The organism is Haloferula sp. BvORR071 (genome assembly GCF_000739615.1).
Classification (GTDB): Bacteria; Verrucomicrobiota; Verrucomicrobiia; order Verrucomicrobiales; family Akkermansiaceae; genus Haloferula.
Genome location: NZ_BATP01000035.1, coordinates 16817 through 28125, shown reverse-complemented (window position 1 = coordinate 28125; position 11309 = coordinate 16817). Strand labels below are relative to the sequence as shown.

11 protein-coding genes are annotated in these 11309 nt (G+C 59.1%); 3 read left to right on the top strand and 8 right to left on the bottom strand.

Translation table 11 applies throughout. From position 1 onward, the window contains the following. Positions 1–781: 781 nt before the first annotated feature. From BV071_RS19530 to BV071_RS19510, 5 genes are all read right to left on the bottom strand, one after another. Positions 782–1075, bottom strand: coding sequence for a hypothetical protein (locus BV071_RS19530; protein WP_035610920.1), 294 nt, complete (start codon positions 1073–1075; stop codon positions 782–784). A 38-nt stretch (positions 1076–1113) separates the two neighbouring features. Next, entirely contained in the window at positions 1114–1434 is a 321-nt protein-coding gene (locus tag BV071_RS19525; RefSeq protein ID WP_265594643.1) for a hypothetical protein, read from the bottom strand. A gap of 70 nt (positions 1435–1504) precedes the next feature. Beyond that, on the bottom strand, positions 1505–1957 hold the full coding sequence (locus tag BV071_RS19520) for an Hsp20/alpha crystallin family protein (protein ID WP_035610915.1): 453 nt from the start codon (positions 1955–1957) through the stop codon (positions 1505–1507). Between the two features lie 234 nt (positions 1958–2191). Next, positions 2192–2479, bottom strand: coding sequence for a hypothetical protein (locus BV071_RS19515; protein WP_265594642.1), 288 nt, complete (start codon positions 2477–2479; stop codon positions 2192–2194). Positions 2480–2508: 29 nt separating this feature from the next. Then, positions 2509–2718, bottom strand: a complete 210-nt coding sequence (locus BV071_RS19510) for a hypothetical protein (RefSeq protein WP_035610911.1) — start codon at positions 2716–2718, stop codon at positions 2509–2511. A 266-nt stretch (positions 2719–2984) separates the two neighbouring features. Between BV071_RS19510 and BV071_RS33295 the strand changes: the two genes are divergently transcribed. Continuing rightward, complete coding sequence (locus BV071_RS33295) at positions 2985–3305, top strand: hypothetical protein (protein ID WP_052573627.1); 321 nt, start codon at positions 2985–2987, stop codon at positions 3303–3305. A gap of 34 nt (positions 3306–3339) precedes the next feature. Here BV071_RS33295 and BV071_RS19500 read toward each other — a convergent pair whose 3' ends face one another. Further along, a complete protein-coding gene (locus BV071_RS19500) occupies positions 3340–3753 on the bottom strand; it encodes a hypothetical protein (protein ID WP_265594641.1) in 414 nt (137 codons plus the stop codon). 326 nt (positions 3754–4079) lie between these two features. Here BV071_RS19500 and BV071_RS33290 point away from each other — a divergent pair, with 326 nt between their 5' ends. Beyond that, positions 4080–5066 carry a hypothetical protein gene (locus tag BV071_RS33290; protein WP_265594640.1) on the top strand — a complete coding sequence of 329 codons (987 nt, stop codon included), beginning with the start codon at positions 4080–4082 and terminating at the stop codon, positions 5064–5066. An 86-nt stretch (positions 5067–5152) separates the two neighbouring features. Here the strand turns inward: BV071_RS33290 and BV071_RS19490 are convergent, their stop codons facing one another. Both BV071_RS19490 and BV071_RS19470 read right to left on the bottom strand, forming a co-directional pair. Then, a complete protein-coding gene (locus BV071_RS19490; protein WP_035610907.1) occupies positions 5153–6436 on the bottom strand; it encodes a DnaB-like helicase C-terminal domain-containing protein in 1284 nt (427 codons plus the stop codon). Positions 6437–8495: 2059 nt separating this feature from the next. Beyond that, positions 8496–9755, bottom strand: coding sequence for a tyrosine-type recombinase/integrase (locus BV071_RS19470; protein WP_265594639.1), 1260 nt, complete (start codon positions 9753–9755; stop codon positions 8496–8498). Positions 9756–10667: 912 nt separating this feature from the next. Here BV071_RS19470 and BV071_RS19465 point away from each other — a divergent pair. Further along, a complete protein-coding gene (locus BV071_RS19465) occupies positions 10668–11279 on the top strand; it encodes a sulfotransferase family 2 domain-containing protein (RefSeq protein WP_265594638.1) in 612 nt (203 codons plus the stop codon). Positions 11280–11309 lie beyond the last annotated feature (30 nt).

Below are 11309 nucleotides of genomic sequence, written 5' to 3'. Positions count from 1 at the left end.
GTTCCCGCTCGAACTCTCGAAAGGTCAATGAAGGCGACAAAGGGGCGCCGGGTTTTAGATTCAACAAATCAGCCGCGAGCTGGAATGGGTCGTCCATTAGGACATGGAGTGGAGTAGGGTGAGAACAGAGCATCCCCAATAAACCAAAACGCCGCCCGAATATCAATAAAACTTGATAGCCGACGGGACGAGAGCTTGAGGCCTGCCTCTCCGTTCCGCTCCGGCGATGCGGAACATCTTGGTTGTAAGGAAAAGGGTGATAATACTGCGCAGTTGAAAGAAACCTCCCCCAAGCTGCACGGCAGCGTCAGTATCGTAGACGGCTCATTACTAGGGGAACACGGCGTGGTGATCGACGATGCCCTTTTGAACGGCGATCACGTGTATTTAGTCCTCGTAGCTGGGAACGAGATTTGGATGCCGGCGTCGTGGATCAAAGCCGCTGAGAATGGTCGGAGCCCGGACGGTCCCCCATCGGAGATCGGCGATCGATCGGTCGACCACTCAAGCGCCGAGGTCGAGACGTGTGAGTCGGAGGCAAAGCCCCCGTTGAGTCCCGCGACTTTCGAGAACCTCCGACCCGCGGACGGAGAGTAGCGGGAGGGTCAAAAGGATGTGACGACCGCCGGACGGCGCAAGCGTAGGCGGCTACTACAGGACCCAAGCCGACAACTCGACCCGGAACAACTTCACGTCGCAAGGCAACCGGAACTCCTACACCGGGAAAAAGGGGTATCGGTAGCACATGGAAAAGGCCGCCAGTGAAGGCGGCCTCGCATGGCTAACGTCCTCGTGCCACTAAGAAGGGCACGGGCGCGGCTTGCGGCGGAGGACTGAAGCTTTCGTCCTGAATCTCCAGCTCGCGGATCTTCCAATAGTGGAAATCCATCCACAGTCCGGAGGCATGGGGGCCTTCTCGAACCCAGCCGGAAAGCTGCATGGATCCACGTTCAGAGCGGCCCAGTTCGCTGGGCTCCACGACATACTTTTCCCCATCGCAGGTAAAGCGGATCACGCGAAAACCACGGATCGCTTCCTTGAGGGCGGATAGCGGTGCATGTTTTTGGTTAGCCATAGTCGAATTTCGGTTTGTTAAAGGAACAGCCACCTTTGTCAGGCAGCCTCTGCATCGATTGCCGCGACGAAGAAGGATTCCTCCAAGACGAACTGCAGTGCTAGGACACCGTCCGTGCGGGTGGCCCTAAGGCCGCCGTGGCAATACTCGCAATTCGGGGCGAGGTCGTCGTCCCACGCCTTTTCCAGAAGTTCCCTAGCGATGTCCTTTATCTGTTCGACGGACAGAGGTTCGCGGACGCCGGGACGCTGATCCCACCTCATCGAGAAGGTAGCGGCGGCCTTTTGGACTTTGCCAAAATCGAACTGGGAAATCGTCATATCGATCGCCCTCTGACGAAGTACGTTGTCAGGTTCCATAATAACGGGAGAAGTGGGGAGGAGTCTTACCCCAGCCATAGCGAAAGACCCCTCCCCTTTGCCTTGGAAGTTATTCCGACTTGATCTGGATCACGCGGGGCTTGGTGGCCTCGAGCTTCGCCACGTGGATCTCCAACACGCCGTTTCGGAAACGTGCCTCGACGCTTTCCGGATCGACGCTGTCAGCGAGCTTAAAAGCCCGCGCAAAGGTTCCGGAGGCGCGCTCCATCAGCAGATGGCGAACACCCTCTCCAGCCTCAGGCTTGCGCTCTCCGGTGACGGTGAGGAGCCGGTCGTCGATCTTCACCGAGACGTCATCCTCCCGCACTCCGGGGATCTCGATTTTCAGCAGGTAGCCGCTCTCGTTTTCGGCGATGTCGACCACCGGCACCCAGTCGGGCGCGGGACTGATTTCGCCTTGGCTGCTCACATGGTTCCGGGTGGAACGACCGAGAATGCTGGAGAGACTCCCATGCACATCGGCCAGATCCCGGATCGGGTTCCAACGAATGATCGCATTCATGTTTCTTCAGTATGGATGAGGCGGGTAGATCTATCCTCCGGCCCGCTCGCCCCGCCGGTTCGCGTGCGAGCCGGTTCATCCTGCGAAGCCCTCCAGGAAGGGCCCACGAGCGGAAAAAATATCCAAATTTCGCAGACGTCAAGAAGGCCACGAAAAATTTTTCGTTAGGCCTGTGAACGCGCTCCGGCCCCCCCGCCCTCTACGGAATCCATGGGCGCTGGTCGGCCGACGGGCCTAGTTGTCCTTCTCCATTTCTTCCGCTGCCTGCCGGAGGGCAAACCGCGCCTCGGCGATGTAATGGGACTGTGGCAGGTGCTTGGTGCTCTCGCCCGGAACAATCGCGTAGAGCGCTTCCCAGCGGAATTTCCGTAGCTTCTCGACCGAGTGGGCGGCGATGTCCACGCTTTGCTCGATCGTTCTCGTGATCGAGTCGATTGCGGCGAAAGTCTTCAGGTTTTCGACCTGATCGATCGGAGTGATTGTGTCGAGGAGGTCATTGAGGGCCGCAAAAAAGTGCTTCATCCCCTCCACCGTGGGGGCATGCAACAGCACTAGCGATGTAAATCGATTTTCCGCGGCCCATACACGCCGGTCACGTGCTCCAAGCGATCCTCCTCCACCCACAAGGTGGCCCCGCCGAGCTTCACAAGGTAGAGCCAGACGCCGCCACTCATTACCACGCCGTCTATCGCCCCTACCGCACCCTCGTTCGTTCCGGAGGTAATACGGACGGTGCTAGGAGCTTTGAAGCGGGGAGACATGACCTGGCATGATGTAGCCGGGAGCCTCATTCGCAATGAGCCGAGCACCGTTCCTCAAAACCGCGAAGGTCAAGGGTCTACCACAAGGAACGATCCCTCGTCCTTGATGAGGACCTCAGACAGCGGTAGAAAGCGGGTCAACGCTCTAAGGAAAGTTCCGGTACCCGTCACCGATCTGCTCCCATCGGGCGCCTCGGCAGACCTCCTCCCCGAGCTCCCTCCGCGCCAACTACGCTACCCAGAGCGCATCCGCCGGCCCGCACCCCATGCGCATCTGGCGCGAACGCTACCCCGAGCCGCGCCTTCCCCGCGCGATCGATCTCGTCAATCTCCCGCACGACTTTCCCATCCAGATCGCAGGCATGGTAATCTGCCGCCAGCGCCATGGGACAGCAAAGGGTCACTGCTTCATTAGCCTCGAAGACGAGACCGCCTATCGCCTCCTCATTGCAGCGGAGTCCTTTCTCCTTGCCTCCGGGAGAATTCAGATCGGGGAAGGCGACCAAACCACCCTCTGCCTCACCGCGATCGAGCCATTGTCAAACCCGGAAGCCGCCCACGCAACGGGAATCCACGACTTCCATTGACCTCGCATAGCGCCTTCTTGCGAGGAGCCGATTTTCAAAAGTCATTTACTTGCAATTGCCCGGTGTAATTGATCACCCAAATGGATGCGTGAGGAAACTCCCAAATTGGAATGCTTCCCCGAAAGCATCCAGGTTTCAAATGCAGCGTTTTGCAGGCCGGGAGAGTTTCGTCCGCCATGCGATTCATGAGAGGAAATCGATAGAGCATGAGCAGCCGGATGAGGCACGCTGCGAGCATCTCAGCTTGCCGGTCCGCGTCGCTTGCATCGGCAGGGCAATACCAGAAGTGAAGCCGCAGGAGGCTTCCAGGTGCTGCCATATCTGCCTCAACTGCAGACTTCTCCATCGTTACGACATAATATCTGATAGGTCCCTCTCCGTCTGACCCCTTGGCACTTAATTCACGGAAGCCAAAAAGAAAAGAAAGCGTGTGGGACTCTGGAATCACGAACGGAAGCCAAGCAAACCCGTCAGGAGATGGCGAGGGCCGAGACCCGCCTCGCGAACCTCTTCGTCCAGCAGAAGATCCCACGCACACCGGCTACGCCAAGCCAACATTGATCCGGAATGCAAAAGATTGGCGGAGGGCAAAGCCTAGCAGAGTTCACTTGAACCTCTCGTGCCAATGTGGTTGAAACGGTGCGCCCGCAACAGCGTGGGCTGGGCGTCAGAACCCATGACAGCCAACCGGACAAATGGTCCGGGAGGCACCGGCGCATGTCCAAGGAGCCTCGTGTATTCGGGGCTCTAAAAGGCCCGTGCGGTCATGCTGTCATGACTTCTGAACTCCCGGGCCACCTGGAACGGGCAATCGGCCTCGAATTGCCCCGAGTCATGCTACAGGATCTTGCCGCTGTTGTCGTTGCGTGTGCCATTCCAGCCACCGTCGTTTTTCTCGGTTGGAGAAATGGGCATCCCATTGGCCGCCTTGATCTACTAAGCAAGTGCGCGGGAGCCTTCCTTCTCGGGGTGGTGGCAACGGTCGCGATGCAAGCAGGCGGGGCCGTCTTTGCGTTAGCGGGGCTTATCGCGTGGATCTACAATGCCTGGTGGATTCTCCGATCCCTCGGGCGGAGGCTCAAGGATGCAAACTTTCCCGCTTGGGCCGCATGCCTGATGGGGGCCGCCGGACTGACCGGATTCCCGTACCTGATAGCCCTTTTCCTGCCCTCCAAGCTTCTCAAGGAATCAAAGCCAGAACCCGCCACCCCAGACCCTAAACCAGACAAAATCATGAGACACAAGGATTACGCCGTAGCTATTCCTGAAGGCAAGGAGGTCGAGGGAGGCTACGTCCGAATGGAACACGGGACGCCCTATTCCATTCGCCTCGAAAACAAAAGTTCACGGCGGTGCAACGCGAGAATTGAAATCGAGGGCAATCCTGTCGGCACCTTCCGCATCGATCAGCGGTCTCACATCGTCCTGGAACGGCCCTCGCATGACACCGGCCGGTTCACCTTCTTCAAGGCGGGCACCGTGGAAGCAGGCCAGGCTGGCATCGTGAAGAACGAGGCGATCGGACTCGTCTCCGTCACCTTCGTCCCCGAAATGGACGCCTTATACGCTGCTCCCCTGAATGATGAGGCTGGAGGAACAGGCCTTACCGGTCATAGCTCCCAGCGATTCGAGGCTGCGGAGGATATGAAGATCGACGAACGTGATGCATTCACAATCTACCTCCGGCTTGTGGCCAAGGCCCCCGCGGTTCGCCCCTTGGTCGCGAGATCCACCCCGGTTCCTCCGCCTATTGGGATGTGAGCAAACCTGCGAGAAGTAGATCGCTCCCCATCCACTTCAACGTGAGATCCATTCGAAGGTAGAGGTAAGCCAATGAAGTTGCCTCGTTAGGGTTTGGGGACAAATCGAAGCATCGGGGCATCAAACACGACCGGCAAAATCGTGCCGTTGTGACCGTGGTGACGATCCTTGATCACAGCAAGCCCGACGTGCTCCCGCTGGACACCGCCGTCTTTGACCTCTGTTTTGATCCGAAGATGCAGGTCCGCGTCCTCGTTGATCGCCTCGGCATGCTTGGCCGCGCCTTCCTTGTTGAGCTGCGATGGCAGGAGCAGCGTGAAGCCAAGCTCTTTGCAGAGGTCCGCGAGGTGGTTGGACGCGTGGGCGAGCTGCTGCTCACGGCTTTCCCTCCGAAGCTCCGGCACTGGCCGGATCCGCTGGGCAAAGTCCACCGCCACCACCCGCAAGGGGAACCGCCGGTGGTGGCGACGAATTGTCGCGGCGAGCTGGTAGACATTCGCGCCAGTCATGTCCTCGACCGCGAAAGGAAGACCTGCGATTCTCTTTGCCGCCTGCCCGATGCGTCCCAAGGTCTCTTTGGTAGGGTGGCACGCGCTGAAGTGTTCCCTGGCGTAACGAAGAGGGTCTGTAATCGCGTCTCCGGGAAGCCGCGCCACATAGGCAAGGAGCCGGTTCATCATTGCTTCTGCCGGCATTTCCAACGAGCAAATGAGCGTGCCAGCCTCTTCCAGCGCTGCATCCATGGCAAGCTGTCCCGCAAGCGTGGTTTTGCCGTCGGAGGGGTAAGCTGAAATGACGATTGCCTGCTTGCCGTGCAGTCCGCCGAACATGTTGTTGAAAATTGGCAGGCTGGTCTTGATCCCCATAGGTGAGGCATCGCCCTTCACCAGCGATTCGAAGCGATTGATGCATGCCTCAAGCACGCTCCTCGTGGTAGGAGCCGGGCGACTGGCCGCAAGCGTGTCGTGAATCTCGGTGATCGGCGCGGAGGTCGCCTCAATGATCTCTTGCGCGGTCTCCGCCTCGACTACCAGTCGCTCGATCTCCCCTGCCACTGCGAGCGCTTGGCGGCGCGCGAGTTTGTCCCGCAGAATCGCGAGGTGCCCTCCGAAGTACGCGCCGGTCGGAGCGTATGTGTAGATCTCCATTACAGCCGCGGGCCCGCCGATCGCCTCAAGTTGTCCAGCAGAGTGCAGAATCTCCACCAGCGAGGTCAGGTCTTGCACGATTCCCTTCCTCGCCTGCTCCTGCAGGAAGCCAAAGAGCAGCCGGTGCCCAGGCAAGTGGAAGTGATCCACTTTCAGGTCGGGCGCTCCGTCTATGCGTTCCCACTCCCGCAGGAGGACAGAAAGCACAGCCTTTTCAATCATTGGAGCGTGAGGGATTAAGAGGGTTGGACTCATTGCGTGCCAAAAAATTTCGGGTCCGGTGTCTTCCAACCACCCGTTCCCGCGGTAGTGGCGGCGGGCGCAGGCAGGGCCGCTTCCTTGGCCTCGTAGACGCCTTTCCATCCCTGCGCGATGGAGTGTTGGATGGCCGCAACCGCTCGGCTCTCACCCCACGCGGCGAGCCGAGAAAGCTGAAGCTTGGCGGATTTAGGTGTGAGCTTGGACCGGATCTCCCGTTTGTGGATTTCCCAGTCCTTCCAAGCGGAAGCGAAGGCTGTGCCTGAAAGTTCCAAGGGAAACTCGACAAGAAGACGCTCCGCAGGAGCGGGCCGCTTTTCCCTTGGTGGTTTCCCTTCTGGTTTCCCTTCGTCTGGTGCCATTGGGGAGGGGTCCCCTGGTGCCGTTTGGGAGCCCGCCCCTGGAGTCTTTGGGGAGGGGTGCCGTTTGGCACCAGGGGTGCCGTTGGGGAGGCCTTCACGATCATCTACCCCTGGGGCCATTTGGTAGGGGTGTGGAAAGCGGGGGCGGTAAGAGGCAGTTCTACCCGGCCTTTCTTGGACCTCCACCCAGCCCCCTTTTGCCAAGATCTTGAGGGCACGCCGCACGGTCTTTTCATCCAGACGACAAGTTCGAGACAACGCAGCCAGTGAAGCATCGCAACCACGGCCATTCGCCTCATCGCCGGCACGACGGGAGACGGCGCACATCACGCGGAACTCCGCGGCGCTGAGCCCGGCATCATCCAATGTTGCGCTGATGACAGCAGGGTACTTCATCGAAGGGGACAGCCTCCGGACGATTGAAGTTCAAAACGGGTCCCCCGATTTAATTCCCGGGGAGATGAGGTGCCTAGGATTTGACGTCCTTTTGGGGCAAATTTTCTTCCGAGATTCAGCGGCTTGCTCACCTGGCACCCCCCTTCCGGCGCAACCAGGAAATGACCTCGTCCAATAAAAAGCGCCGGGAGCGGCCTATGAGAATGCAGGGCATCCCGGCAGCCTGTAACCCGTCAATCTTCCGAAGTGAGCAATTAAGAGCTTTCGCCAGATCGGTCCGCGTCAAAAGCGCGACCTCGATCCGGCCCGTCTCAGGAATAGTTGGAAGCGTCATACGACGCGACAAAGCGCTGGATCGCGAAATGGTGCGAGTCGAAGCGATCACACTACTGTCCCCTAGGGACATTACTGATCTCACTGAATTTCAACCACTCAACAACGCCCCCTCCCCACGAATTTTTCTGCTTCGGACACTAGCAGAGGGTATAAGTTTGGTCGGTGAGAAGCCGAGAGCTTCAGGAGCGATATATCGTTCCGAATCCTTTGCGCTTTCTCGACAGCGCGCGTCGCCCGCGGATCAAGGAATTCTAGGATTTCAGCTGCCGTATGAGTCCAAAATGACATCGGGACCCACCCCAAACCAATGTCCCCCTTAAACTGAGCGGCAGGCCTTTTTGTGCCACGCGATTCCCGCTTACTCAATGCTTGGGCAAACAGCCGCCGCTCGTTCTCCAGCTGCTGCATGTACTTGGAAACGTCGCCAAAACCTTCTTGGCTTGCATGCAGCCAAAATCCCGCTTGAGGAACTCCGCGCGGCTCCATCTCCCTGACTACATCTCTAAGCGCTGAAGTGGCTTCGAAAACTCGACCGAATGGCATAAGTTGCGCCCAGTCGTGAAGTGCCTCGATGAATCCCTCAAACCTCATCGCAACTGATAACCGCGCAAACATCAACGGGCTCATGTTGAAGGCGGCCTCACAGGCCCCGCACATTGCGTCTGCTAGAGAGCTTCCGGCCGCGGCGCGGTAGCACATTTCATGAAGGTCAGGTGGGAAAAGTTCGCGCGCCAAGGCCATGGCGACCAACCTTGAGCGACGGTGGTTCAAGACAAAATAGTGGCCCGCCGTTGGATGCTTTGAAAGCCAACATAGATCCGATTCCTTCCATGCGGCAATAAACTCAGCCTCGCTCGTCCGGAACGGCACCAATGGTTGGCCGTCCGATGCCCAGGCCTCAATCTGGGCCGCTAGGGGGTGATCAAAGTTCATACTGCGGCTCGACCCTCCCTCTTAGGCTTGCCATCCACGACCAATGCTTTCGGTGCGCCCTTCCGCTTTCCTCGCAGGCCGGGCGTCACCTCGAACCATTTCGCACCGGCATCTTTTGGCACGGCGTGCCGATATCTCGCCACCAGTAGGCGCGGATCACGCGCATGCCCCAGCCAAGCGGCAACCTTCGCGAAATCATCGTGCAGCGCACAGGCGTGCGAAGCGAACGAGTGCCGCAGCGCATTCGCCGGCCAATCAATGATTCCCGCTTCTTCGCGCACCTCTTTCAGCCAGCGGATCATCTGGCCCTCCGAACGGCCTTCTGAGCCGCCCGGGACAAGCTTCCCGACGGGGGCCACTCCTTCTGCCTCGGCAGCCTCCAACCAAGCAATGAGGGCAGGTGGGATGGGAACAAATCTCGCCACCCCGCTCTTGGCCACTTTGGCCGAAATTCGAAGCTCCATCCTCTTCCGATCAAGATCTTGGAAAGACAGCCGGCAAATTTCGGCTCTACGAGCCCCGCAGAGGGCCCAGGTCGCCAAGGCGGGCACAGAGCGTGGGCAGATCAGCAAGGCCGTCCTAAGCAATCCTAGGAGCTGTGAGGGGGTAATGGTGCCAACTTCGCCTTGGGTGACTTTGGGTGCCTTCGCCTTGGTTACCGGATTGGCGACAACGAGGCCGCGATCGATCCCCCACTGGAACAGACCGTGGGCTGCGGTGCGGATTCCTTTCACGGTCTGCGCTGACAAGCCGCCGGCCCGCATCGAACTGAGTGCCGACTCGACCTCCTCCGTGGTGACGGCTCCCGCAAGATCGGCCGGTGCGAAATACGAGACGAATCGCTTGAGCCGGTGCTTCAGGCCCACCAAGTGGCGCGAGGAAAGCTCTTCCCGTTCCCGCGCTTCGAGAAAGCGATCGCGAAGGTCGCTCATCCGGGGGCTCGTTACGCCGGCCTTCTGCCGTTCGATTGCCTGGCGAATAACATCGCGCAGCGCCGGGGCGTCACGACCGGCGGTGTTCTCCGCGGCGACGTATTCCCGCCATACCCGGAGCGCGTCGATCTCGTCCGAATTGACGGCTGCCGCTCTTCCATGCCGATGCCTTTCCTTGGTGAGGGTGGCGATGTAGCGGTCGGCATCCTCCGGATCGGTGAAAAGCCGTGCGATCACCTTCCCGTTGGCATCGCTGGACCTCACGCGGAGGTACTCTCTGCCGGTTTTGGGATCGGTCCATGACCGGGCCTTGGGCTTCCTCATGGCCGGCATTTCGCCCATTTTCGCCTCGGTGCGTCAAGGCGCGTTTTGGATGGTAAGTGGATGGTGCGCCCACAAACCCACATTTCACGTTGCTCATTGCGGTTTGCAAAACCGCTATTCGAGGGTTCGATTCCCTCCTCCGCCTCCAAAAATCCTCAATAGTTGCAGAGGATTGGGCCTAACCAAATCGGCAAGGTGATGCACCATCTGTGATGCGCTGCGCAAGCGCGTGGTCAGCGGTGTCGTTGACGGGCGTCGAGCCGCAGTAGTGCCACCACGTAGGCGCTGAAGCTATGCCGCAGCAGACTCCAACATCCTCCCCACGGAAAACGACAAACCTGAACCACAGGTTGTTCCAGTCCTCAATGCTTTGGCCGTTCTAAAATCGCCGCTGCTTGCTCTGGTTCGGTCATGCTCCCACGGCAACATGCCATCACCCGAGAGTCTCGAAAAGGCGCCGCCCTCACCGTCCGCCGCCTCACCGCTTACGCACTACGCCGTCGCGTGAGGGAGGCAGGGAATTCAGCGATGGGAAGCTGAGAGAGATTCGGCCCGAGGCGGTCAACTCATTCAGAGTTATATGCCTCGGAAATGGCCTTATCAGAAGGGGCTTTCCGGCCATCACTCTGAATCTAGTGACGGTAGCCGGTCCCACCGATGAATTCCTCGAGAGGAGATGACTTTAGGCTGCGCGGAGTTTTCCAAGAGCGGTCCGCAGGCAGACGAAGGAAACCCGCGAGGCGGCATCCACAGCCGGAGATTGACGGTCTATTTGGATTTGTCTCCAATCCGAGCACGAAGAGCCCTTGGCCGCAGTCTTGCGACTGCGTTCCGAGATGAAGAGGCACCCACGCATCACACCAGTTCAAGCCCCGGCAAAACCCGATGATCGCATATCTTGAGAAGCAAATCATGTTTCTCCATATTCCCAAAAGCGGCGGGTCCTCAATCCGGGAAGCACTCAAGCAGGCCTTCAGCGACAGCCCTCAGCCGGTGGAGGGCTGGGGATTGAAGGAGGGGGTGGATCTCGCGCATCCCCTGCCCTCCTCTCTCCGCGACCATTTCCCGCGCGCGTGGAACCTGCTTGCTTCTGATCATGCCACCTCGATCGCGGTGGTGAGGGATCCGGTGAGCCGGTTTGTTTCCGCCTTTCGTGAACACCGGAAGCAATATGGCCGGGATGCAGAAGCCTCGGCAAATGAGCACGAATATCTGGAGCGGCTCATGAACGGGGAATTCAAGGTCAACACGCCGCATTCGCATATCTACATTCACGGAGCCCCCCAGAGAGACTTCATCTTTGATGGGGATAGGCTCCTCCCCCGTCTGCTCTTCCGGCTCGACGATCCGCTGCTCTTTGAGAAAATCTCGCTTGCGGTGGGGCGGAGCATCCGGGCGCTGGAGGAAAACAGAAGCTCTTCCCGGAAGCACGCCTACTTGGACCGGGCCCTCCTCAAAGGAATCCTGCAGTTTTACGAAGCGGACTTTGAACTCATGGACTCGCTAGGGACGGCGACCCACTAGAAACGAGCCGGAATTTTCGGAGCGTACTGA